Raw genomic sequence first — 23,613 nt, 5'->3', positions numbered from 1 at the left:
GCGTGGCTTAGCCCGACTGGTAACGAACCGTCACGCGCAAACCCCTCGAAGAGCCGGAAGGCTGAGGGGTTTTTTTATTCCCCGAAGCAAGACCCACCTATTGAAGATCCACTAAGGAAGAGTCCGATGAGCAAAGGATCGCCGATCAGCCCCTCGCTGATGGCTGCAAAGTCCGCTGGAGCCCACAAAGCTCCGGAAAAGGTCGACCGTACGGCTGAGGCCGTCGTCGTCGACGCTGCTGCACCTCTCTCTCCTGTACTTGGGCCGAACACCGTTGTACCCCCAACGGTGATGTCCGGCTCGCAAGCAATTGTCCGTTCGCTCGAAGAACTCGGCGTGGACGATATTTTCGGTTTGCCCGGTGGCGCGATCCTGCCCACCTACGACCCCTTGATGGCCTCCAGCATGAATCACATCCTGGTCCGTCACGAACAGGGAGCCGGCCACGCCGCGCAAGGCTACGCCATGGTTACCGGACGGGTTGGCGTTTGCATCGCCACCTCGGGACCCGGTGCCACCAACCTCGTTACCGCCATCATGGACGCCCACATGGATTCCGTGCCCATGGTGGCCATCACCGGCCAGGTTTCCAGCGGTGTCATCGGCACCGATGCCTTCCAGGAAGCGGACATCGTGGGTATCACGATGCCCATTACCAAGCATTCGTTCCTGGTGACTGACCCCAACGACATCCCGCATGTCATGGCTGAGGCTTTCCACCTCGCGTCCACTGGCCGTCCGGGCCCCGTCCTGGTGGATATCGCCAAGGACGCCCAGGTTGGCCAGATGACCTTCTCCTGGCCGCCGAAGGTTGATTTGCCGGGCTATCGCCCCGTAGTGCGCGGCCACAACAAGCAGGTCCGCGAAGCTGCCAAGTTGATCGCTGCCGCCAGCAAACCGGTCCTCTACGTGGGCGGCGGTGTGGTCAAGGGCCATGCGTCCGCAGAGCTCATGGAGCTCGCGCTGGCTACCGGCGCTCCCGTGGTCACCACCCTGATGGCGCGCGGTGCATTCCCTGATTCGCATCCGCAGCACGTTGGCATGCCGGGCATGCATGGCTCTGTCTCCGCCGTGACTGCGCTTCAGCAGGCTGACCTCCTGATCACCCTCGGTGCCAGGTTTGATGACCGCGTCACCGGCGTGCTGAAGACCTTTGCCCCGTTTGCCAAGGTCATCCACGCTGACATCGACCCCGCGGAAATCTCCAAGAACCGCACGGCCGATGTCCCGATCGTTGGCTCGGTCAAGGAAATCATCCCGGAACTCACCGAGGCCGTGAAAACGCAGTTCGAACTGAGCGGGACCCCGGACCTGGACTCGTGGTGGGCCTTCCTGGGCAACCTTCGCGACACGTACCCGCTGGGATGGACCGAGCCCGAGGACGGGCTCACCGCCCCGCAGCGCGTGATCAAGCGGATCGGCGAGCTCACGGGTCCCGAAGGCATCTACGTTGCCGGCGTTGGCCAGCACCAGATGTGGGCCGCCCAGTTCATCAAGTACGAACGGCCCCACGCCTGGCTGAACTCAGGCGGTGCAGGAACCATGGGATACTCGGTTCCGGCGGCCATGGGCGCCAAGGTCGGTGAACCGGACCGCGTGGTCTGGGCCATCGACGGTGACGGCTGCTTCCAAATGACCAATCAGGAGCTGGCCACTTGTGCCATCAACAACATCCCGATCAAGGTCGCCATCATCAACAACTCCTCGCTGGGCATGGTCCGCCAATGGCAGACGCTGTTCTACGAGGGCCGCTACTCGAACACGGATCTGAATACAGGCCACGACACTATCCGGATTCCGGACTTCGTGAAACTGGCCGATGCCTACGGTTGTGCTGCACTGCGTTGTGAGCGCGACGAAGACATCGATGCCACCATCCAGAAGGCACTCGAAATCAATGACCGTCCCGTGGTCATCGACTTTGTCGTCAGCCCCAACTCGATGGTGTGGCCGATGGTGCCTTCGGGCGTCAGCAACGACCAGATCCAGGTTGCCCGCAACATGACCCCGGAATGGGAAGAGGAGGACTAGGCATGAGCCGCCACACACTGTCCGTTCTGGTAGAAGACAAGCCCGGCGTGCTGACCCGCGTGGCCAGCCTCTTCGCCCGGCGCGCGTTCAACATCAATTCCCTGGCTGTGGGACCCACCGAGGTTCCTGGCATGTCCCGCATGACGGTTGTCGTCGACGCCGACGGCGACCTCATCGAGCAGGTCACCAAGCAGCTCAACAAGTTGGTCAACGTCATCAAGATTGTTGAGCTGACTTCCGAATCTTCCGTACAACGTGACCACATCCTGGTCAAAGTACGTGCGGATGCCGCGACACGTCTGCAGGTTACCCAGGCTGCAGACCTGTTCCGTGCCGCTGTCGTCGACGTGTCCACAGACTCATTGGTGATTGAGGCAACCGGTACCCCCGAGAAGCTCGCTGCGCTGCTGTCAGTGCTCGAGCCGTTCGGCATCCGTGAAATCGTGCAGTCCGGCACCTTGGCCGTTGGACGGGGATCCCGCTCCATGAGTGACAGGGCGCTCCGCTCCGCGTGAGCGTTGCGTCCAGTACCGCAGCACCACTATCAATATCTACGAAAACCACTCAAGAGGAGTTACGCAAGTGACTGAAATGTTCTACGACGACGACGCAGACCTGTCGATCATCCAGGGCCGCAAGGTAGCCATCGTTGGCTATGGCTCCCAGGGCCACGCCCACGCACTGAACCTGCGCGATTCCGGCGTCGAGGTTGTTATCGCGCTGAAGGACGGCTCCAAGTCGGCCGCCAAGGCAGAGGACGCAGGCTTCACTGTCAAGAACGTTGCGGATGCCGCCGAATGGGCAGACGTCATCATGATCCTGGCACCGGACCAGCACCAGCGCTCCATCTACAACGACTCCATCAAGGACAAGCTGACCGAGGGCAAGGCACTCGCCTTCGCTCACGGCTTCAACATCCGCTTCGGCTACATCGAAGCTCCGGCAGGCGTCGACGTCATCCTGATTGCCCCGAAGGCTCCGGGCCACACTGTGCGCCGCGAATTCGAAGCCGGCCGCGGTATCCCGGACATCATTGCTGTTGAGCAGGACGCATCGGGTTCCGCATGGGACCTGGCGAAGTCCTACGCCAAGGCAATCGGCGGAACCCGCGCCGGCGTCATCAAGACCACCTTCACCGAAGAGACCGAGACCGACCTCTTCGGCGAGCAGGCCGTTCTTTGCGGCGGCGTTTCCCAGCTCGTCCAGTACGGCTTCGAAACCCTGACCGAAGCCGGCTACCAGCCGCAGATCGCCTACTTCGAGGTTCTCCACGAGCTCAAGCTCATCGTTGACCTCATGTGGGAAGGCGGCATTGCCAAGCAGCGCTGGAGCGTTTCCGACACCGCAGAGTACGGCGACTACGTCTCCGGCCCGCGCGTCATCACCCCCGAGGTGAAGGAAAACATGAAGGCTGTCCTCGCCGACATCCAGAGCGGTGCGTTCGCCAAGCGCTTCATCGACGACCAGGACAACGGTGGCACCGAGTTCAAGGAACTGCGTGCCAAGGCAGAGCAGCACCCGATCGAAGAGGTCGGCCGCGAACTGCGCTCCCTGTTCTCCTGGCAGCAGCAGGACGCTGACTATGTTGAAGGTTCCGCAGCCCGCTGATCCTTCGGTGCTGGCCTAACGGCCGGCGCACTACGACGCCCGTCCGGAGAACATAGCCGGGCGGGCGTCGTCGTTTCTCCATCGACACCAGTTTCTCCAGTGAATTGCCCAGCCTCATGGGCTGTGAACTTCTTCACAACAACTACCGGCCCGGCCGTAACATCCCTCCCCGGCACCGGAAACTCTGCCCGGATTCGATATTCTGGGCTGGTCCCGGCGCCGTGTCCCGGGCCACGCATCCGCTCCTTGTCCAGTTCTGTCCAAAGTTGTCCAAAGTAAGGTGCCACCCCGTGTCAGTCAGCAAACCCGTCGTCCTCCTCGCCGAGGAACTTTCGCCCGCCACAGTCGAGGCATTGGGCCCGGACTTTGAAATCCGACAGACCGACGGCGCCGACCGTTCCCAGCTGCTGTCCGCCATTGCCGACGTCGACGCCATCCTGGTCCGTTCGGCCACCCAAGTGGATGCCGAAGCCATCGCTGCGGCCAAGAACCTTAAGGTCATCGCCCGCGCCGGCGTGGGGCTGGACAACGTGGATATCAAGTCCGCAACGCAAGCAGGCGTCATGGTGGTCAACGCACCCACGTCCAACATCGTTTCTGCCGCAGAGCTCACCGTGGGCCACATCCTGAGCCTCGCCCGCCACATTCCGCAGGCCAGCTCTGCGCTGAAGAACGGCGAGTGGAAGCGCTCAAAGTACACCGGCATTGAACTCTTCGAGAAGAAGATCGGCATCATCGGCCTTGGCCGTATCGGCGCACTGGTAGCAGCACGCCTGCAGGGATTCGAAACCGAAATCCTCGCCTATGACCCCTACATCACGGCTGCACGCGCGGCCCAGTTGGGCGTCAAGCTTGTAACTTTGGATGAACTGTTGGAAAACGCCGATTTCATCACCATCCACATGCCCAAGACGCCGGAGACGGTAGGCATGCTGGGCGCCGACGCCTTCCGCAAGATGAAGGAAACGGCGTACGTCATCAACGTGGCACGTGGCGGCCTGGTGGACGAAGAAGCCCTGTACACGGCTTTGAAGGAAGGCCAGATCGCGGGCGCCGGCGTGGACGTCTTCGTCAAGGAACCCAGCACCGACCTGCCGTTCTTCGAGCTCGACAACGTGGTTGTCACCCCGCACCTTGGAGCGTCCACGGATGAGGCCCAGGAGAAGGCCGGCGTGTCAGTGGCCAAGTCGGTTCGCCTTGCCCTTGCAGGCGAACTGGTTCCCGATGCCGTGAACGTTGCCGGAGGCGTCATCGCTCCCGATGTTCGCCCGGGTATCCCGCTGATCGAAAAGCTGGGCCGGATCTTCACGGCGCTTACCCATGCGTCCCTCACCCAGATCGACGTTGAGGTGGCCGGTGAAATTGCCGCGCTGGACGTCAAGGTACTCGAACTGGCTGCGCTGAAGGGCGTCTTCGCTGATGTGGTCACGGAGCAGGTCTCCTACGTGAATGCTCCGGTAATCGCAGAACAGCGTGGCATCAATACCCGGTTGATCACCACCCCCGACGCCGAGGACTACCGCAATGTCCTGACCATCCGTGGTGCCCTCAGCGATGGGTCTCAGATCTCTGTTGCCGGTACCCTCACGGGTCCCAAGCAGGTGGAGAAGCTCGTAGGCGTCAACGGATACGACGTCGAAATTCCCATCAGCGAGCACTTGGTTGTTGTGGCCTACGCCGACCGTCCGGGCGTGATTGGCACCATCGGACACATTTTGGGCATGAATAACATCAATATCGGCGGGATGCAGGTTGCGCGCCAGACCGAAGGCGGCCAGGTTCTTGCGCTCCTGACCATCGACAGCTCGGTTCCGCAGCAGGTGCTGGAAGCCATCAAGGCCGGTATCGGCGCAGAGATGGTTCGCGAAGTGGACCTGGAGGACTAGCACTGATCTTCATCAGCTAGGTTCGCGTGCCGGCGACACACCATGGCACGCAGGAGTGGCCGGTCTGCTTACAATGGCTGGGTCCGGGATTCGGACCCGGCAGCAGGCCGGCCACAACTTTTTGCACATACAGCCCGGTCTTCCTCTGTGTCTTTTGAGGAATCACGGTGCGTGTGTGCGCGCCCGCAATCAAGGTCTCAGGGAGCCCAATGAACGCCGTCCAAAGGTTCATCAGAAGCCGTGTGCTGCTGCTGACCGCGGCCATTTTGATCGTCGCCATGTGCTTGTCCGTCCTCGTCCAGAGCCAGTCGCAGGCGGCTCTGAACAGGACAGTGGACGAGAACTCGCGGGGACTCTACGACATCCTGGTCCAGGCAAAGCCTGACCAATCACAAGATGGCGACGGCGGTGCATTGATTCAGCCGGAAATCGCCAACGGCCAAGGCGGCATCAGCTTTGAGCAGCTGGAGAAGATCCGGACCATGGGCCAAACGGCCGTGGCCGCGCCCATCAGCCTGGTCTCGCGTGTATCGCAGAACCTTGAAGCTCCGCGGCTCAACGCCATGGACTACCTCGGCTATAACGCGGGCCTTGCCGGGGCAGTGACGGCGGGGGATCCATCCGCGATGGATTCCAACAAGTGGCCTGCCGCGGAATCCGTTCTGCCTGATTCTCCCAAGAAGTACCGCCTGACCGCTTCGGCCACGAGCTCGGACGGAGCTAACGAGAAGACCCTTTTCAAGACCAGCGCTGAAGGCACCCTGGGCAAAGGCCGACTGATCCAGGAACAGACTGCTGGCGGCACCAATGTCCGGATCGCCGGCCCTGAGGGCGAGACAGGTGTTAAGTTCCCCGCTCCCGCTCTGGGCTCGGAGCACAATCTCTTTAATCTCTCCGTGGCGCTTCCCCTGGCGCCTGAGGTGACAGAGTCCGTCGTCGCCGTCGACCCTGCCGCTGAGCGGGCGCTGCTGGGCTCGGCAGGAGACTTCCTGGCCCCTTTGGAGAAGGCTCCTCCGGCGGATGCCCGTGACGCGGGCGCTATCGGACGCCACTTCGAGAGTCTTTTCACCACCGGCCTCAGCATGGACCAGTTGGAAGAAGGTCCCGATTTCCTGGGCGTCAAGCTCAAGCATTGGGCGCCGCTGATGACGCAGTACCAGCAGGCCAAGCGCGACGGCCTGCTGACTGCGGACTCCCAAGCCATTCCGCTGATTGTCCGTTCAGGCACATCCCTTGACCTGCAGTACTCGGTGAAGATCGAGGAACTTGACGCCAGCGGCAAGGTAGTCAATGAGGTGGGCACGGTAACGCGTTCACTGGACAAGGACTACCTTCCGTTCGTGTCGAAGTCCCCGTTCGCCCTCGAGTGGCCTGGATCAACCGACCACAGTAAATTGCTGGGCAGCACGGCCTCCTTCAGCCAGGGTTTGTACAATCCCGCCACGTGGAGCACGGCATTTGCCGCAGCGCCCCAGTACAAGGACGGCGACGAAGCTTCCAACGGCGCGTCGGATAAGAGCGCCACACCGGGGGACTGGGTTACGGTGAACCGTCTGCCCGAGAAGTCGTCCTTCGGTGCGCCCGTGGACCAGACGCAGCGTAAGCCGGTGGAGGAGCGCTCATACCGGGAAGACCTGGAAACAGGCAAGAAGCCGGCAACGCCGCTGCCCATGGTGTACGGCACCTTCGACCCTGCCGCGGTGAAGTCAGCTGCCGGGGACGTCAACAAGCTGCCCTTGGGCGGCTACGACCCCACGCCGATGACCCTCACCAAGGACGCTGAGGGCAAAGAGGTTGAGGGCACGGAACTGAAGCCATCGTTGAGTGCTACGGGCTTGGTCAGCCAGTCCGCCGGCGCCATCACCGATTACTACGGTCTGGCAGCCGCCCGTGGTTACGACACCAACGCGGACGTCATTGACGCTATCCGTGTCAAGGCGTCGGCAACCGGAAACTGGAAGACGGCACAGCCCGAGGTTGAGAAGCTGGCCACCCAGATCCGTGAGCTCGGCCTTGAGGCTACGGTCGTGGCGGGTTCCGCCCGTGAAGATGCCAATATTTTCGTCCCCGGCTACAGCAAGGACGACGCCGGCAAGGAATCACCCCTGGGTACTATCCAGCAGTCGTGGGTGCGCCAGGACGCGGCCGATGCCGTCTCAGGTTCCCTCACCGGAACCAACATCACCCTGCTGTTCCTGACGCTGCTTGGTGCAACGCTCCTGACGGGCGCCTCCACAGTCAGCTACATCCGACAACGCCGAAGCGAAGCCGGCATCCTCCGCGCCATGGGTTGGACCCAGAAACGGATCCGCTCCTGGGTCCTGGAGGAATTCGCTGTGGGAGCTGCCGCACTCGCGGCGGCGGGAGTCGTCCTCAGCTTGCTGAGCTGGAACGTTGCCACCGTGATCGTCTCAGTCACCATGCTGGTCATCTACAGCGCTGCCGCGTTGCTCGCCGCCCAGCAGTTGCGCCACCGCGTGGTGATTGATCAGGAACCGCAGCACGATGAACGCCTGGTGACTGTTGACTCGCCCCTGACGTTCGCCAACAGGCAGCTCACCACCAACCGCTTCAACTCGATCTCCCTGGCCGTGGCAGTGGGTGTGTTCGGTGCAGCAGTGGGTGCCCTGATCGCGCTCCTGATCGACATTCCCCGAGCAGCCGGCGCAAGCGCTTTGAGCGGTCTGGCCGCTGCCAGCATCACCTTGCCGAGCATCATCCTCGCTGTGTTCGGTGTGGTTGTTGGCCTTCTCCTGACCTTGGTCACCGGCCGCTTCGAGCTCCACGCCAAACGGGAGTACCTCGGTACTTTGCGTGCCATGGGCTGGAACCCGGACATGCTTGGCCAGGTCCGCTTCTTCGAAAACGCACTTGTGGGCACCGTGGCACTTCCCTTGGGTGTCCTAGGTGCCCTGGGGCTGGGACTGCTCCTGGCTCCCTACGCGGCTCTTTGGGCCGGTTTGGCCGGTCTGCTGGCCGTAATTTGCTGGATTCCGATTGCAACGAAAGTAGTCAAATGACTGACAACCTCAACCCCGAGCTGACGGCCACCCCGGAATCCGCGGACGAGTCGCTGCAGACCCGTGCCAACACCATCGTGAGGGCCACGGACCACGCAACTCCCTTGGAACTGAGCCGGGTGACCATTCATTACGGTGGAGACAAGGGCGGTGCCGAGGAAGTGGACGTCGTGGACGACTTCAACCTCACCCTTCACGCTGGTGAGATGCACTGCATCGCCGGACGAAGCGGTTCCGGTAAGACCAGCATCCTGACGGTGAGCGCGGGACTTACGCTCCCGACGTCGGGCAAGGTCTTGTGGGAAGGCCAGCCGTTGGACACCATGGGCGACGACGAGATCGCGGACCGCCGACGGGCCCTGATTGGTTACGTGGACCAGGGCGGCGCCTTGATCGATGGCATGAGCGCCTTGGAGAACGTCCTGCTCCCCGCCGTACCCGACGGCGAAGTGGAACAGCGTACCGAGATGGCAAAGGACCTCCTGGACCTGGTGGGCCTCGGACGCCGTATGCGCCACCGTCCCGCGCAGCTCTCCGGTGGTGAACGCCAGCGTGTCGCCATTGCCCGCGCCCTGATTCTGGGCACCCGCGTACTGGTGGTGGACGAGCCCACGGCCAGCCTCGACCGCGCAGCGGCCAACCGCATCATCGGCATTCTCAAGGACACCACCAGCGATGGCATTGCCGTCCTGGTTGCTTCCCACGACCATGAACTGGTCCGGCTCAGCGATACGCTGACCGAACTTAACTAAGCTATTTCATCCCAAAAAAAGGTAACTTCTTAGAGTGACGTCTCCAGAGAAATCCCCGTTCTACATCACCACCGCAATCAGCTACCCCAATGGCGTGCCGCACATCGGCCACGCCTACGAGGTCATCGCGACTGATGCCATGGCGCGGTTCAAGCGCCTTGACGGCCATGAGGTGTTCTTCATGACCGGAACGGACGAGCACGGACTCAAGATGCAGCAATCAGCCGAGAAGGAAGGCATGACTGCCAAGCAGCTCGCTGACCGCAACTCGGCAGCCTTCAAGCAGATGAGCCAGGACTTGGGGATCTCCCACGACCGCTTCATCCGCACCACGGATAAGGACCACTACGCGGCTTCCCAGGCCATCTGGAAGAAGATGGAAGCCAACGGTGATATCTACCTGTCCAAGTACGAGGGCTGGTACTCGGTCCGCGACGAGGCCTACTACGTCGAGGACGACACCGTGGTGAAGGAGGACGGGCTCCGCTACTCCAAGGAGACGGACACCCTTGTCACCTGGACTGCCGAGGAAAGCTACTTCTTCCGGCTCTCCAACTACCAGGACAAACTCCTTGCCCTGTATGAGGAACAGCCTGAATTCGGTGCGCCGCAATCCCGTTTCAATGAGGTCATCAGCTTTGTGCGACGTGGTCTGGAGGACCTGTCCATCAGCCGCACCACCTTCGACTGGGGTGTCCCGGTCCCTGGCGACGAGAAGCACGTCATGTACGTCTGGGTTGACGCGCTCACCAACTACCTGACCGGCGTGGGCTACCCGGACATCGAGTCGGAATCCTTCAAGAAGTTCTGGCCCGCTGACGTGCACGTCATCGGCAAGGACATCTCACGCTTCCACGCCATCTACTGGCCCGCGTTCCTCATGAGCGCAGGGCTGGAACTGCCCAAGCGCGTCATGATCCATGGCTTCCTCACCAACAACGGTGTGAAGATGTCCAAGTCCTTGGGGAATGTTGTGGCACCCCAGGATTTTGTGGCGCAGTACGGCCTGGACCAGTGCCGCTACTTCTTCCTCCGTGAAGTTCCTTTCGGGGCGGACGGCAACTACAACCACGAAGCCATCGTGGGCCGCATGAACTCGGATCTGGCCAACAACTTCGGCAACCTCGCGCAGCGTTCGCTGTCCATGGTGGCGAAGAACTGTGAAGGCAAGGTTCCGGTTCCCGGCGCGTATACGGCCGAGGACAGCGCTTTGTTGGCCCAGGCCGGCGAATTGTTGGGCACTGCACGTGCTGCCTTCGATAAGCAGGAATTCAGCAGGGCCCTTGAAGCGATCTGGACTGTCCTCGGCGACACCAACGCTTACTTCGCGGAGCAGGCTCCGTGGGTGCTGCGCAAGACTGACCCGGAGCGTATGAATACGGTCCTGTACGTCACCTTGGAGGTTGTCCGCATCGTGGCGATCCTCGCCCAGCCGGTCATGCCGTCGTCGTCCGCGAAGCTCCTTGAGGTGCTCGGGCAGCCTGAAGGCGAGTCGCGCCGGTTCGCCGCCGTCGCCACCCCGATTGTTGCCGGCACGGAATTGCCCGCCCCGGCGCCCGTCTTCCCACGCTACGAAGAACCCGTCGAAGCGTAGACCCTCTTTCACATAACAGCCATAAACAGGAAACGCTCTCTCACTTCCTTCCGGTCCGTCCGGGTTAGTGAGAGAGCGTTTCCTGTTATAGGGCGATGAGGTGGGAGAGGGTCTAGGCTGTGGCTAGTCCCTCCACCGGTGACAAGCGTGCCGCGCGCCTGGCAGGGACCACCGAAGCCAGGAGTCCGGCCACCACGGCGACCCCAAAGACAGCCGTCAGCTGAAGCCACGGCACGGCCGGAACAACAGTGGCTACGCCTCCCAGGCTTGCCTGCGCGCCAAGCCAGCCATAAACGATGCCCAAACCTGCCCCCATGATCGCTGCCACACCTGCGACGAGCACGGCCTCGATGGCCAGCATGCCGCGGAGTTGGCCCCTGGTCAGCCCCAAAGCACGGAGCAAGGAGTTCTCGCGCGTCCGTTCCAGGACCGAAAGTGACAACGTGTTGGCCACACCGATCAACGCGATCACCACCGCGACACCAAGGAGCCCCGTGACTACCAGCAACAGGACATCGATGATGCTGTTGAACGTCACCCGCTCAATCGCGGCACCGCTGACAGTGCGCTCATGCACGCCCAGCTCTGCGGCGATCTCCTTCTGGATGGCCTGAACCCGATCTGCGGATACGGAATCATCCAGTTTCACCCACACCATCCCGGGCATTTCCGGCAGCGTACCGGAAGAGATGCTGGAGCTTTCCACGAAGGCAGGCACATGGCGGGTACGCAGGACTTTGGCATCGAGCGAAATGGTTCCGGCCGCCGTCGTGATGCTTGCCGGGCCTTCGGGGGAGTCCTCAGGCAGGTACACGGTGCCCGCGGACGGCTTCAGGTGGTTATCACGCACCACGGATGCAGCGTCTGAGGCGGAGAGACCATAGATGGTCATGCCGCCGTCGGGCGTCGCATTGTCATTCAGCGTTCCCACCGGCTGCAGCAGCACTGCAGCGCTGACGCCGTCGAGCGGTTTGATCCGGGATACAGCCTGGGCGGGATCGCTGGCGTCCACCGCGGTCTGGGCGGACAGGTCCACCGGGTAGTTTTCAGCCAAGGTGTCGTTGAAGGCGTGCCTGGAGGTAGCCGCCCCCGTCATCATGAGGGAAACCAAGGTGACGCCGATCAGCAGCGCGGCGGCAGTAGCGGAGGTACGTGCCGGGTTCCGGGTCGCGTTGACGGCGGCAAGCTTGCCTGGCACACCGGCCGGTGCGGCCAGGCGTCCGGCCAGGGCCACCACGGAGGGAATGAAGAGGGTGGAGCACAACAGGATGCCCACAAACGAGGCAGCTCCACCCAGCAGCGCCACGAGCAAGGAAACAGTCATGCTGCCGTACACCAGCAGGGCCGTTCCGCCCAGCAGGGCCAACAGGCCCAGGACAAGGCGAATCCTGCCGCGTCGGTTGCTTACGGAGGCGTCGTCGGCCGGGCGGAGGGCGGCGAGTGGTGCGACGGCGGTGGCCGCCTTCGCGGGCACCAGCGCGGCAACTACGGTCAGGAGCGTTCCGGCCACCAAGCCGGCAATGATGGCCGACGGCGGCACCGCCAACGTAGCGAACGCCTGCTCGGGCTGGGATTTGGCCCAGGCGATCAAGCCGGTCATCAGTCCCGTGGCAGCGAGGACACCCGACACTGAAGAGATGAAACCAACCACGACCGCCTCCAGCATCACCGACCCGCGGATCTGTGCCCGGCCGGCGCCCAAGCATCGGAGCAACGCCAACTCCCTGGTCCGTTGAGCTACCAGCACTGAGAACGTATTGGCCACCACCAACGTGGAAACGAGGATGGCCACCCCTGCGAAGGCGAGCAGGACAACGGTCAGCTGGTCCTGGCCTGCACTGAGCATGGCCACTGTGGAGGTGACTTTCTCCTGCGCCGTTTCCAGCACTGGCTCAAATGCACCCGCTGCTTCCATGCGGTGTGCGATGAAGTCCTTGGCTGCTGTGACGTCTTCCCCGGGCTTGAGTGCAAACTGTAGCCCCGAGTATCCGGCGCCCGCGTCCTGGACCGCATTCAATACTGACTCAGAACCCACCAGCTGGGCAGCCGACGACGAGAAGGGATCATTGGTTGCCTTCGTCAGGCCCGAGATAGTCACTCTTGCAGTCTTGACGGGTCCTGACCCCCGCAGCTCCAAGGTGCTGCCCACTGTGAGGCCTAAATGCCCGGCCGACTTGACGTCAATGACCGCTTCCGAGGCGCCCGATGGCATGGACCCGGAGGAAAGCACTGCGCCCTCCAGGGAAGCCGGTGCCGCATTGCGCAACCGGCCGTATTGTTCACCGCCACCAGCCTCGAACGTCACGTAGGTGGAACGCTCGGGATAGCTGTCCTGCACTGAGGGCGCGGTAACCGCTGCGTCCACCGCTGCCTGGGTGAACGGCTCCCCGTTCTTGGACGTAGCCACAACATCGGCGTTGCGGTACGCCTCGCCGATGCTCGCGCCCAGTGATGCATTGGTGCTCGCGCCCACCATCAGCGTGGCGGAGAGGAACATGACAGACAACATAACTGCAAGCCCGATGGCCACGAAACGCCGGAAATGGGTGGTCAATTGGGAAAGGGCAACACGCAACATGCTCTAGGCCCCCAGCTTGCCGAGCGCAGCCAGCACAGAATCGGCAGTGGGATCGTGGATCTCACCCACCAGGCCTCCATCACTCATCAGCACCACGCGGTCCGCGTAACTCGCCGCCACGGGATCATGGGTGACCATGATGATGGTTTGCCCCATCTCCTGGCTGCTCCTGCGCAGCAACGCCAGGACTTCCCCGCCCGCCCGTGAGTCCAGGTTTCCAGTGGGTTCGTCGCCGAAGACGACGTCGGGACGCGTCAGCAACGCCCGGGCAACCGCCACGCGCTGCTGTTGGCCACCCGAGAGCTCATGGGGCCGGTGCTTCAAACGGTCCTTGAGCCCTAGCGTTGTGACAACCGTATCCAGCCACCCGGCGTCGGCGGTGGTTCCCGCCAAGGCGAGCGGAAGCGTGATGTTCTGTTCGGCGGTCAAGGTGGGCACCAGGTTGAACGCCTGGAAAACGAAACCGATCCGCTCGCGGCGCAAAGCGGTGAGCTGACGGTCACTGAGCCCCGTCAATTCGGTGCCGCCCAACAAGATCCGCCCGGAGTCGGCCGTGTCCAAGCCGGCAAGGCAATGCATCAAGGTGGACTTGCCGGAGCCGGACGGTCCCATGATGGCAGTGAATTTTCCGGCATTAAAGCTCACTGACACTTTGTTCAAGGCAGTGACGGTGGTATCAGCACGGCCGTAGCTCTTGGTCAGCTCATGCGCCTCCACGGCGGGACGAGCGTGGGCGTCTTCCGGGCCTGCGGGACGGTCGGTTCCTGACGGGTGGGGGAGAGGCGTGAATGTTGTCATGGTTCCACGCTATGTTTCCGGCCGGCCCTGCCGGATCGGGCCGCAGGCCCATTATCCCGGAGGCTTGCTCATACCCTGGTCTGAGTTGCTAGGTACCCGGGGCTACAACGCCGGTCTCATAGGCGATGACCACTACTTGAACGCGGTCCCGTGCGCCAAGCTTCGCCAGGATATGCCCCACGTGGGTCTTGACCGTAGCCTCGGACAAGAACAGCCCCGCCGCGATTTCCGGGTTTGATTGTCCCTGCGCGATCAGCTGGAAAACCTCGCGCTCGCGGGCTGTGAGGCGCTCGACGGCTGCAGCATGTTCAGTCTGCTCCGGTGTCTGCGTCCTCAGGAGTGGCGCCACGTGGTCAAGCAGGCGTCGTGTTGTGGAGGGTGCAATCACGGCGTCCCCGCGGTAGACAGTGCGGATGGCCTCCAGCAGTTCCTCCGGCGGCGCATCCTTCAGGAGGAATCCGCTGGCACCGGCCTGAATGGCTGCAAGGGCGTACTCGTCAAGGTCAAAGGTGGTGAGGACCACAATTTTGACATCGGCCCGCTGCGATCCGATGGGCTGTGCCGCTGCCTGTTCCAGGATGCGACGGGTCGCTTCAATCCCGTCCATACCAGGCATTCGAACATCCATCAGGACCACGTCGGCAGCGGTGGCGCTCAGGGCTTGGACCGCCTCGATCCCGTTGCCGGCCTCAGCAACTACTTCAAGGTCCGGCTGCGAATTGATGAGCATGCCAAAACCCGATCGGACCAACTGCTGGTCATCAACGAGAGCCACCCGGATGGGTGCGGAAACTTCAGGCATGGATCAGGCCTCCGAATACGGGATAAATGCGGACACACGGAAACCGCCGCCCTGTTCAGGTCCCGCGGTCAAGGAACCATCGTAGAGGGAGACACGCTCACCCATTCCCAATAGTCCGTTACCGCCCCCTGCCGAGGGCGGATCAGCAGCGGCGCCCCGGCCGTCGTCGATGATCTCCAGTTGCAGGCCGCGGGCCTGCCACGTCAGGGTGACACTCGCCGTCGCCTTCGGTCCTGCGTGTTTCATCACGTTGGTCAAGGCTTCCTGGATGATTCGATAAGCCGTGAGTTCCGCGCCGGCGGGTAGGGCCCTGCGGGGTACACCGGTCTGCTCGAACGCCACCTGCAGTGTTGCGGCGCGGAAGCCGAGGAGGAGTTCGTCAAGATCGGAAAGCCGGGGTTGAGGGCGGGTAGGGGAGTCGTCGTCGGAGCGGAGTACGCCCAGCAGTCTTCGCATCTCGCCCAGCGAATCCCGGCCCGTAGCCGCAATAGTGGCCAGTGCCTCGGTCGCGAGTTCGGGTTTCGCGGCGGCAGCGTATCGGGCTCCGTCGGCCTGGGTGATGATGACGGACAGGGAGTGCGCCACGATGTCGTGCATTTCCCGGGCAATGTGGGATCGTTCGTCGGCGGCAGCCAGCTTGCGCTCCTGCATCTGCTCCACTTCAAGCCTCCGCGTGCGATCCTCAAGAGCCTGAAGCTGTAACCGGCGTACGCGTGTGAGGTCGCCCAATGTCCAGCTCACCAGCACCAGCATCCATATCAGCACGGTGTAAAGCGCACCGATGGTGAGACCCAGGATGCCGGACTCAGCTGTGGTTGAAAAGAGCCGGGTAGTGAGCATGACTCCACCCAGCAGTCCGGCCAGAAGAACCGTCCGGCTCGCCCACGCGGGCCCATAAGCCGCCGTAGCGTAGATGACCAGCGGGACGGCAATTTGGCCAGCTACGGGTTCGACGCCCGCTGCCCACTGGATGAGGCACACCAGGATGACGACGCCGGCCGCCACGGCCGGGCGGGTGCGTCGCCATGCGAGGGGCAGCAGGAGGCTGCAGGACAAAAGGAACAGCCAAGGGCGGTCCGCGACCAGATATACGGGACCAAAGAGGAGGATGAGGAGGCACGTGGCCGTCATATCAACTTTGAAGCGGTTGATCCGGAACCATTCGTATATCTCGTGCCTTCTATCCACGCTATGACTCTATGTGCCCTCGACCGGCCCGGGCATCATGCCGTGGTCTGATTCTTACCCAAGTCCGGGGCACGGCCAGTGTTCAAAGAGTGAGACGATTTTGACCAGCATGTGGATTGCTTGGCTAGATAGAGCTATGAGTGCAACGTCCATCAATCTCGCTGTCATCCCTGGCGACGGCATTGGCCCTGAGGTCATCGCCGAAGCCGTCAAGGTCCTCGAAAAGGCTGTCGCCGCCGAAGGCGTGGCCCTCGAGCTGACCAACTACAAGCTCGGCGCCCAGCACTGGCTTGAGACTGGCGAGACCCTCCCGGACGAGGTCCTGGAAGACCTGCGCACGCGTGACGCCATCCTCTTCGGAGCAGTGGGCGCAGCCCCGGGGGATACCCGCATCCCTTCCGGCATAATCGAACGCGAGATGCTGCTCAAGCTCCGCTTCAGCCTGGACCACTACGTGAACCTGCGCCCGTCCCGCTTGTACGGCACCGTCGGCAGCCCCCTGGCGAACCCCGGCACCATCGATTTCATCGTCGTCCGCGAAGGTACTGAAGGTCCCTATGTGGGCAACGGTGGCACCCTGCGCGGCGGAACACCCCACGAAGTGGCCACGGAAGTTTCCCTCAACACAGCTCACGGTGTGGAGCGAGTCGTCCGTGATGCCTTCCGCCGCGCCAACGAGCGTCCGCGCAAGCACGTCACGCTCGTCCACAAGCACAATGTGCTGGTCTTCGCCGGGCACTTGTGGAAGCGCACGGTTGAGGCTGTGGCCCTGGAATTCCCTGAGGTCACCCACGACTACCTGCACATTGACGCCGCCACCATCTTCATGGTGACCGACCCCTCCCGTTTCGATGTCATCGTCACCGACAACCTGTTCGGCGACATCCTCACCGACCTCGCCGCTGCCATCACAGGCGGCATCGGCCTGGCGGCATCGGGCAACATCAACATGGACCGCACCGCACCGTCCATGTTCGAGCCCGTCCACGGCTCAGCCCCGGACATCGCCGGACAGCAGAAAGCCGATCCCACCGCGGCCATCCTCTCCGCAGTGCTCCTCCTGGACCACCTTGGCTACACCACGGCGGCCCGCAAGATCGAAGCGGCAGTAGTCGCCGACGTCGAAACCCGCACCGGCGAGCCGCGCAGCACGGCTGCTATTGGCGATGCCATTGCGGCCGCACTTTAGGCCCATTTCTCAGGCGTAAGCTTGTGTTGAATTATTTACCTGCTTCCCTGGTCCATCGCTGAACCACACCCTTTTTTGGGGCCCGGTTCGCCCTGCCAGGTAGCTGACTGTGGAGGAAACATGACTCAGACTGCCCATGGCGTCGACTTCAGCCAGCAGCTTTCGGATACCCCGAAGTCTGCTGAGGAGCGTGCAGCCGTCCTGGCGAACCCAGGCTTCGGCGACTACTTCACCGACCACACTGCCGTCGTCGACTACAAGGTTGACGCCGACGGAAATGGCGGTTGGCAGAATGCCCGGATCGAGCCTTACGGACCCATCTCCCTGGACCCGTCGGCTGCGGTTCTGCACTACGGCCAGGAAATCTTCGAAGGCCTTAAGGCTTACCGCCACGCTGACGGCTCCGTTTGGACTTTCCGGCCCGAAGCCAACGCCGCGCGCTTGAACAAGTCCGCCCGTCGCCTCGCCCTTCCGGAGCTGCCCGAGGAGTACTTCCTCGGCGCCATCCGGGAACTCGTTCAGGCTGATAGGGAATGGGTTCCTTCCGGCGACGGTGAAGCCCTCTACCTGCGTCCGTTCATGATCGCCACGGAGGCGTTCCTTGGTGTTCGTGCCGCCCGCAAAGTGTCCTTCCGCGTCATCGCCTCTCCTGCCGGCAACTACTTCGGCGGCGAGCTCAAGCCCGTCTCCATCTGGATCTCCCGCGAATATGCCCGTGCCGGCCGCGGCGGAACCGGTGCCGCCAAGTGCGGAGGCAACTACGCAGCTTCCCTGATCGCGCAGCAGGAAGCCGAAGCGAACGGTTGCAAGCAGGTGCTTTTCCTGGACCACTTCAACGACGACGCCGTGGAAGAACTCGGCGGCATGAACGTGTTCTTCGTCATGAAGGACGGCTCCCTGGTCACTCCGGCCCTTAGCGGCACCATCCTTGAAGGCGTCACCCGCATGTCCGTTATCCAGGTGGCCAAGGACATGGGCCGTGAAGTCACCGAGCGCAAGATCACCCTGGACGAGTGGCGCGACGGCGTGGCCTCAGGTGAGATCACCGAAGTCTTCGCTTGTGGCACCGCAGCCGTGATCACGCCGATCGGTGTGCTCAAGGACGCCACCGAATTCATCGGCTCCGAGGACGCGAAGGCCGGGGAAACCACTATGGCCATCCGCCAGCAGCTCCTGGGCATCCAAACCGGAACCGTCGAGGACACCCACGGCTGGCTGACCCGCCTGGTCTAGGTTTTCGGCTCAACAGCACGCACGACGGCGGCCCTTCCACTTGGCAACAAGCGGATGGGCCGCCGTTCTGCTTCCCCGACGCTCTATCACCTCCCTCGGGTTTGAGCCGGACGCTCTATCACCTCCCTCGGGTTTGGGGCGGACGTTCTTTCAGATCCCTCGGGTTTGGGGCGGACGCTTGCGGTCGTATGGTTTTCTGAGACAGCTTGATGGGAGATTCGCTTCAGATGACCACGCCCAGAAGAAAATATGATGCTGCGTTCCGCGAGGAAGCAGTGCAGCTGGTTTTGTCCACTGATCGGTCGGTGAAACAGGTAGCTGAGGAGATCGGGGTGAAGGAAAGCACGTTGGGCAACTGGCTCGCGCGGGCCCGTCAGCGTTCCCCTGGTGGTCCGGCACTGGTCCCGGTGCCCGATCGTGGGCCCGTGGAATGGGAAGAGCATCAGAAGGCTTTGGCCGAGAACGCGCGGTTGAAGGCTGAGGTTGAGTTCTTGGGAAAAGTCAGCGCCTTCTTTGCCGCGAAGCAAAAGTAGAGGACTTCTACGAATTCATCGAAGCGGAGAAGGCCAACCATTCCGTGGTGTGGCTGTGTCGGGCTCTAAAGGTATCCCGGGCCTCGTATTACCGGTGGCGCAAACCCTCGGCGCCATCACCGCGGGCGGTCCGGCATCAGGAACTGGTCACCGCTGTCACCAGCTTGTACACAGATGAGGAAGGCCGTGCCGGGCGGGACCAGCTGACTCTGATTCTCAATGAGAAGGGCGTGAAGGTCTCGGCCCCGACCGTCGGTTCGATCATGCGGGCGAACGGGTTGCGGGCGGTGCGCACCCAAGCCTGGAAAACCACCACTGTTCAGGACCCGCAGGCCAGGACAGCACATATTGAGAACCACATGCTCGACTCAGAGGGCAAACGGGACTTCACCTCATCAGTGCCCGGGACCCGTCTGGTAGGTGACATCACGTACCTGCGCACCGGTGAGGGCTGGCTCTACCTAGCCACCGTCATCGACCTGTTTTCCGGCATGGTCATCGGCTGGGCCATGGCCGCCCACATGCGCGCGAGCCTGTGCACCGCCGCACTGCAGATGGCCCGGAACCACGGACACCTCAGCGGATCCTCGATCATCTTCCACTCCGACCGGGGAACCCAGTACACCTCCGACGAATTCCAGAACTGGTGCGGCAGCAACAGCGTCACCCAGTCCATGGGCAAGATCGGGGTGTGCTGGGATAACGCAGTCGCGGAGAACTTCTTCTCGCACCTGAAAACCGAGTTCTACCACCACCAACGCTACGGTTCCCGGCTCGCTGCCCGAACCGGAGTGATGGAATACATCGAAGGCTGGTACAACCGCCGCCGACCCAACAAACGAGCCGGCGGCACAGCACCACTAACCGCCCACACCGCCTACAAAACCAGCACCCGGAAACCCCTGGCCGCCTAACCAACAACGACAACGAAACCTGTCTCAAAAACTTGACGACCGCAGCTCTATCACCTCCCGGCGGAAGGTCTAGGGATGTGAGCGGGCGTTGGTGGGAAGGGTTGGGGATGTGAGCGGGCGTTGGTGGGAAGGGTTAGGGATGTGAGCGGGCGTTGGTGGGAAGGGTTAGGGATGTGAGTGGGGGTTGGTGGGAAGGGTTAGGGATGTGAGAGAGCATCCGTTCAGTGCCAAGATGGGACAGTGACTCCAGAATCAACGGCGACCTCCCATGACAGTTCCCTGCAACGCAGCAGCGAACTCACCCGCTTCCGATTGGCCCCCAATCCGGGGCCGATGAGCCTGGACGGTACCAACTCCTACGTCATCGGCGCCCCGGGATCCCGTTATGTGGCGGTGGTAGACCCGGGCCCTGAAGACGAACAGCATTTGGCTGTGTTGGCATCGGCAGGTGTTGTGGACGTAGTCCTCATTACGCATCGGCATGCAGATCACACGGAGGCGTCAGCACGTTTTCATCAGGTCACCGGGGCGCCTGTCCGTGCTGCATTGCCGGAGCATTGCCACGGCGGCGAGCCGCTGATGGACGGCGAAGTCCTGACGGCGGGTGGCGTGGAGATCCGTGTGGTGGCCACCCCGGGTCACACGTCGGACTCCCTCTGCTTCCATCTCCCTGATGACGGGCCCAACGGATCCGTTCTCACCGGCGATACAATTCTGGGCCGCGGAACCACTGTGTTGGATTACCCGGATGGCCGGTTGGGAGACTACCTTGCAAGCTTGGAAAGGCTGGAAGCGCTAGGACCCGCAACACTGCTGCCCGCACATGGGCCTGTTCTGCCGGCCTTGGACGAAAAGTGCCGTGAGTACCGTCATCATCGCGAGCAGCGGCTCGACCAAATCCGGACGGCGTTGAAACACCTCGGTACTCATGCATCCGTCGCTGCGGTCACGGATGCCGTTTATCCCGACGTCGACCCTTCCGTCAGGTGGGCGGCAGAGACTTCCGTTGCGGCCCAGTTGGATTACCTCCGAAGCTAAACCCGGACTGTAGGCTTGAGCCCATGCGTATCGCCCGGTTTGTAGTTGATTCTGATCCCCTTTACGGCGTTGTTGAAGGCGAGCCCGGCAGTGAGGAAATCACTGTCATCAACGGCGACCCCTTCTTCAATGGCGTCGAACGTACCCATGTGAAGCACAAGCTGGAGGACGTGCGGCTCCTCGCCCCGATCATTCCCCGCAGCAAAGTCATCGGCGTTGGCCGGAACTTCGCCGAGCACGCCGCTGAACTCGGCAACGAGGTTCCCCAGCAACCGCTGCTGTTCCTGAAGCCCAACACATCGGTGATCGGCCCGAACGATCCCATCATCCTTCCCGAGTTCTCCGAGGAAGTTTCCTTCGAAGCTGAGCTCTGTGTAGTGATCGGCCGGATCTGCAAGGACGTTCCCGAGGAGCGTGCGGACGATGTTATCTTCGGCTACACCTGCGGTAACGACCTCACCGCCCGTGATGTCCAGAAGACCGATCTTCAGTGGGCGCGGGCCAAGGGGTTCGATACCTCCGCACCGCTGGGTCCGTGGATCGAAACCGAACTCGACCATGAGGACCTGTCCATCCAGGGCCGGCTCAACGGCGAACTCCGCCAGGACGGCAGCACCAACCAGATGATCCGTGGTGTACGCGAGCTCGTCTCGATCGTTTCGCACGCGTTCACCTTGCTTCCGGGCGACGTCATCATGACCGGCACTCCGGCCGGCGTAGGCCTGGTCAGTGAAGGCGACCGCTTTGAAGTGGAAATCGAAGGCATCGGCCGGCTCTCCAACCCGGTGGTTCGCCGCTAGGCTCCCAGCCAGGCCTTAAACCTCGACGGCGGCACGCACCTTTCACACGAAAGGCGCGTGCCGCCGTCGAGCGTTTCCGTACGGGAATCCGAGGCATCGCCAAGCGGTAAAGTTGGAACCACTATGACTACTGCTTCTGCGTCGAACGCTGCCTCCAGCGCCATTCCTGCCGTCAACGCCGAGACTCCGGTCCGCGTCCGTTTTTGCCCGTCACCCACGGGAACGCCGCACGTTGGCCTGATCCGCACCGCCCTGTTCAACTGGGCCTATGCACGCCATACCGGCGGCAAGCTGATCTTCCGCATCGAGGACACGGACTCAGCCCGCGACAGCGAAGAGAGTTACCACCAGCTGCTGGACGCCCTCAAGTGGCTCGGCATCAATTGGGATGAGGGCGTAGAGGTTGGCGGACCGCACGAGCCTTACCGGCAGTCGCAGCGCGGCGACATCTACCAGGATGTTATCGCCAAGCTCAAGGCAGGGGGACACGTTTACGAGTCCTACTCCACACCCGATGAGATTGAAGCCCGCCATAAGGCGGCCGGCCGCGACCCGAAGCTGGGCTATGACGGTTTCGACCGGCACCTGACGGATGAGCAGCTGGCACAGTTCAAGGCCGAGGGCCGCGAGGCCGTCCTGCGTCTCCGCATGCCGGACGAGGACCTGACATTCAACGACCTCGTCAGGGGCGAGATTACTTTCAAGGCAGGCTCGGTTCCCGACTTTGCCGTTGTCCGCGCCAACGGTGCTCCGCTCTATACGTTGGTGAACCCCGTTGACGATGCCCTCATGGGAATCACCCATGTCCTGCGTGGCGAGGACCTCCTGAGCTCCACTCCGCGTCAGATTGCGTTGTACCGTGCGCTCTACGCCATTGGCGTGGCCGAGTACATGCCGGAATTCGGACACCTTCCCTATGTCATGGGCCAAGGCAACAAGAAGCTTTCCAAGCGCGACCCGGAGTCGAGCCTCTTCCTGCACCGCGAACGAGGATTCATCCCCGAAGGCCTGCTCAACTACCTCTCGCTGCTTGGCTGGTCCTTGAGCGCGGACGAGGACATCTTCACCGTGGAGCAGCTTGTTGCTAACTTCGACATTCATGATGTCCTGGGCAACCCCGCCCGTTTCGACATCAAGAAGGCCGAAGCCATCAACGGAACGCACGTGCGGATGCTCGCGCCGGAGGACTTCAAGGAGCGCCTGGTTCCATACCTCCGCGCTGCTGGTTTCGTTGGGGAAATCCTGACTCCACGGCAGGAGGAGATCCTCGCTGAAGCAGCTCCTCTGGTCCAGGAACGAATCACCCTCCTGGGTGAAGCTCCCGAGATGCTGGCTTTCCTCTTCAAGGCCGATGACGCGATCGATGTTGCGGACGATGCCCGCAAGGGTCTCCCGCAGAACCTGGAAGAAGTACTGGATGCCGCCGTGGCGGCGTTGGAGCCCATCGGGGAGTGGACGGCAGAGAACATCCAGGCCGCGCTCAAGCAGGCTCTGGTTGAGGACTTGGGTATCAAACCGCGTGCGGCGTTCGGGCCTGTGCGCACTGCCATCTCAGGACGACGCATTTCGCCGCCGCTTTTCGAGTCGATGGTGATCCTCGGCAAGGATTCCTCGCTCGCCCGCGTCCGCGCCTTCCGCGGCTAGCAACG

General features: G+C 62.4%; 17 protein-coding genes. 13 read left to right on the top strand and 4 right to left on the bottom strand.

What is annotated here, in order from left to right:
- Nucleotides 1–126: 126 nt before the first annotated feature.
- The 7 genes from ACNAOT_RS14275 (at nt 127) to metG (ending at nt 10,891) form a co-directional block, all read left to right on the top strand.
- Complete coding sequence (locus tag ACNAOT_RS14275) at nt 127–2,031, top strand: acetolactate synthase large subunit (RefSeq protein WP_017199595.1); 1,905 nt, start codon at nt 127–129, stop codon at nt 2,029–2,031.
- Between the two features lie 2 nt (nt 2,032–2,033).
- On the top strand, nt 2,034–2,546 hold the full coding sequence (gene ilvN / locus ACNAOT_RS14270; protein ID WP_011775174.1) for an acetolactate synthase small subunit: 513 nt from the start codon (nt 2,034–2,036) through the stop codon (nt 2,544–2,546).
- A gap of 67 nt (nt 2,547–2,613) precedes the next feature.
- On the top strand, nt 2,614–3,639 hold the full coding sequence (ilvC, locus tag ACNAOT_RS14265; protein ID WP_420178352.1) for a ketol-acid reductoisomerase: 1,026 nt from the start codon (nt 2,614–2,616) through the stop codon (nt 3,637–3,639).
- 290 nt (nt 3,640–3,929) lie between these two features.
- Complete coding sequence (gene serA / locus ACNAOT_RS14260; RefSeq protein WP_091468213.1) at nt 3,930–5,525, top strand: phosphoglycerate dehydrogenase; 1,596 nt, start codon at nt 3,930–3,932, stop codon at nt 5,523–5,525.
- 209 nt (nt 5,526–5,734) lie between these two features.
- Nucleotides 5,735–8,545, top strand: coding sequence for an FtsX-like permease family protein (locus ACNAOT_RS14255; RefSeq protein WP_420178351.1), 2,811 nt, complete (start codon nt 5,735–5,737; stop codon nt 8,543–8,545).
- Nucleotides 8,542–9,297, top strand: coding sequence for an ABC transporter ATP-binding protein (locus ACNAOT_RS14250; protein WP_420178350.1), 756 nt, complete (start codon nt 8,542–8,544; stop codon nt 9,295–9,297). Before ACNAOT_RS14255 ends, ACNAOT_RS14250 begins: the two co-directional genes overlap by 4 nt.
- Before the next feature lie 34 nt (nt 9,298–9,331).
- On the top strand, nt 9,332–10,891 hold the full coding sequence (gene metG, locus ACNAOT_RS14245) for a methionine--tRNA ligase (protein WP_420178349.1): 1,560 nt from the start codon (nt 9,332–9,334) through the stop codon (nt 10,889–10,891).
- 112 nt (nt 10,892–11,003) lie between these two features.
- Here metG and ACNAOT_RS14240 read toward each other — a convergent pair whose 3' ends face one another.
- From ACNAOT_RS14240 to ACNAOT_RS14225, 4 genes are all read right to left on the bottom strand, one after another.
- On the bottom strand, nt 11,004–13,469 hold the full coding sequence (locus ACNAOT_RS14240; RefSeq protein WP_420178348.1) for an ABC transporter permease: 2,466 nt from the start codon (nt 13,467–13,469) through the stop codon (nt 11,004–11,006).
- A gap of 3 nt (nt 13,470–13,472) precedes the next feature.
- Nucleotides 13,473–14,267 carry an ABC transporter ATP-binding protein gene (locus tag ACNAOT_RS14235; protein WP_420178347.1) on the bottom strand — a complete coding sequence of 265 codons (795 nt, stop codon included), beginning with the start codon at nt 14,265–14,267 and terminating at the stop codon, nt 13,473–13,475.
- Nucleotides 14,268–14,355: 88 nt separating this feature from the next.
- Nucleotides 14,356–15,069: a response regulator gene (locus ACNAOT_RS14230; protein ID WP_420178346.1), complete on the bottom strand. Its 714-nt coding sequence runs from the start codon at nt 15,067–15,069 to the stop codon at nt 14,356–14,358.
- 3 nt (nt 15,070–15,072) lie between these two features.
- Nucleotides 15,073–16,257: a sensor histidine kinase gene (locus tag ACNAOT_RS14225; protein ID WP_420178345.1), complete on the bottom strand. Its 1,185-nt coding sequence runs from the start codon at nt 16,255–16,257 to the stop codon at nt 15,073–15,075.
- Between the two features lie 136 nt (nt 16,258–16,393).
- On the opposite strand from ACNAOT_RS14225, the gene ACNAOT_RS14220 reads away from it, so the two are divergent.
- From ACNAOT_RS14220 to gltX, 6 genes are all read left to right on the top strand, one after another.
- Nucleotides 16,394–17,446, top strand: a complete 1,053-nt coding sequence (locus ACNAOT_RS14220) for a 3-isopropylmalate dehydrogenase (RefSeq protein WP_091468187.1) — start codon at nt 16,394–16,396, stop codon at nt 17,444–17,446.
- A 120-nt stretch (nt 17,447–17,566) separates the two neighbouring features.
- Entirely contained in the window at nt 17,567–18,679 is a 1,113-nt protein-coding gene (locus ACNAOT_RS14215) for a branched-chain amino acid aminotransferase (RefSeq protein WP_420178344.1), read from the top strand.
- A 227-nt stretch (nt 18,680–18,906) separates the two neighbouring features.
- A protein-coding gene (locus tag ACNAOT_RS14210; RefSeq protein WP_420181171.1) for an IS3 family transposase occupies nt 18,907–20,126 on the top strand; the annotation gives its coding sequence in 2 pieces (ribosomal slippage) (nt 18,907–19,174 and nt 19,174–20,126; 1,221 coding nt in all).
- A 240-nt stretch (nt 20,127–20,366) separates the two neighbouring features.
- Nucleotides 20,367–21,164, top strand: coding sequence for an MBL fold metallo-hydrolase (locus ACNAOT_RS14205; RefSeq protein ID WP_420178343.1), 798 nt, complete (start codon nt 20,367–20,369; stop codon nt 21,162–21,164).
- A gap of 23 nt (nt 21,165–21,187) precedes the next feature.
- Nucleotides 21,188–21,964, top strand: a complete 777-nt coding sequence (locus ACNAOT_RS14200) for a fumarylacetoacetate hydrolase family protein (protein ID WP_090818840.1) — start codon at nt 21,188–21,190, stop codon at nt 21,962–21,964.
- A gap of 123 nt (nt 21,965–22,087) precedes the next feature.
- Nucleotides 22,088–23,608, top strand: coding sequence for a glutamate--tRNA ligase (gene gltX / locus ACNAOT_RS14195; protein WP_420178342.1), 1,521 nt, complete (start codon nt 22,088–22,090; stop codon nt 23,606–23,608).
- The last annotated feature ends 5 nt before the right edge of the window (nt 23,609–23,613 follow it).

The organism is Paenarthrobacter sp. TA1.8 (assembly GCF_048595705.1).
Classification (GTDB): domain Bacteria; phylum Actinomycetota; class Actinomycetes; order Actinomycetales; family Micrococcaceae; genus Arthrobacter; species Arthrobacter nitroguajacolicus.
This window is presented reverse-complemented; position numbering and strand designations above follow the sequence as displayed.

Bases quoted from the DNA above. Each gene is read 5' to 3' on its own strand.
- ACNAOT_RS14275 (WP_017199595.1), top strand. From the start codon at position 127: ATGAGCAAAGGATCGCCGATCAGCCCCTCGCTGATGGCTGCAAAGTCC.
- ilvN (WP_011775174.1), top strand. From the start codon at position 2,034: ATGAGCCGCCACACACTGTCCGTTCTGGTAGAAGACAAGCCCGGCGTG.
- ACNAOT_RS14255 (WP_420178351.1), top strand. From the start codon at position 5,735: ATGAACGCCGTCCAAAGGTTCATCAGAAGCCGTGTGCTGCTGCTGACC.
- ACNAOT_RS14250 (WP_420178350.1), top strand. From the start codon at position 8,542: ATGACTGACAACCTCAACCCCGAGCTGACGGCCACCCCGGAATCCGCG.
- ACNAOT_RS14240 (WP_420178348.1), bottom strand. From the start codon at position 13,469: ATGTTGCGTGTTGCCCTTTCCCAATTGACCACCCATTTCCGGCGTTTC.
- ACNAOT_RS14235 (WP_420178347.1), bottom strand. From the start codon at position 14,267: ATGACAACATTCACGCCTCTCCCCCACCCGTCAGGAACCGACCGTCCC.
- ACNAOT_RS14230 (WP_420178346.1), bottom strand. From the start codon at position 15,069: ATGCCTGAAGTTTCCGCACCCATCCGGGTGGCTCTCGTTGATGACCAG.
- ACNAOT_RS14220 (WP_091468187.1), top strand. From the start codon at position 16,394: ATGAGTGCAACGTCCATCAATCTCGCTGTCATCCCTGGCGACGGCATT.
- ACNAOT_RS14215 (WP_420178344.1), top strand. From the start codon at position 17,567: ATGACTCAGACTGCCCATGGCGTCGACTTCAGCCAGCAGCTTTCGGAT.
- ACNAOT_RS14200 (WP_090818840.1), top strand. From the start codon at position 21,188: ATGCGTATCGCCCGGTTTGTAGTTGATTCTGATCCCCTTTACGGCGTT.
- gltX (WP_420178342.1), top strand. From the start codon at position 22,088: ATGACTACTGCTTCTGCGTCGAACGCTGCCTCCAGCGCCATTCCTGCC.